Genomic DNA, 711 nt, shown 5'->3' on the forward strand with positions numbered 1-711 from the left:
GCTGGATGTAATACCCGCTCGCCAGGTTGCCCTCGAGTTTTTCCACCTTGCCGCCGGTCAGCAGCTCGGCGCCTTCGCCCTTGGCGATTTCCAGGTACGAAAGGATCTTGTCGAATTGCTGTTCGGACGCCTGGGCGCCGACCATGGTGTCGGTGTCCAGCGGGTCGCCACGTTTGATCGACAGGACTTTTTTCATCACTTCTTTCATGAAGTCGTCGTAGATCGACTCTTGCACCAGCGCGCGGGACGGGCAGGTGCAGACTTCGCCCTGGTTGAAGAACGCCAGCACCAGGCCTTCAGCGGCTTTTTCAATGAAGGAAGGCTCAGCCTTCATGATGTCTTCGAAGAAGATGTTCGGCGACTTGCCACCCAACTCCACGGTGGACGGAATGATGTTTTCGGCGGCGCATTTCATGATGTGCGAGCCGACCGGGGTCGAGCCGGTGAACGCGATCTTGGCGATGCGCTTGCTGGTGGCCAGCGCCTCACCGGCTTCTTTGCCGAAGCCTTGCACAATGTTCAGCACGCCGGGCGGCAGCAGGTCGCCAATCAACTCGACCAGCACGGTGATGCCCAGCGGCGTTTGTTCGGCAGGCTTGAGCACCACGCAGTTACCGGCAGCCAGTGCCGGGGCGAGTTTCCAGGCAGCCATCAGGATCGGGAAGTTCCACGGGATGATCTGCCCGACCACGCCCAGCGGTTCATGGATGT

At 60.2% G+C, this 711-nt stretch carries 1 protein-coding gene; it reads right to left on the reverse strand.

Translation table 11 applies throughout. The annotated features are described in order from the left end of the window. On the reverse strand, nucleotides 1–711 hold a 711-nt coding region (locus ACW9JC_RS30385; protein ID WP_457459682.1), incomplete at both ends, for an aldehyde dehydrogenase family protein.

It is taken from the genome of Pseudomonas sp. SDO5591_S426, from assembly GCF_054070755.1.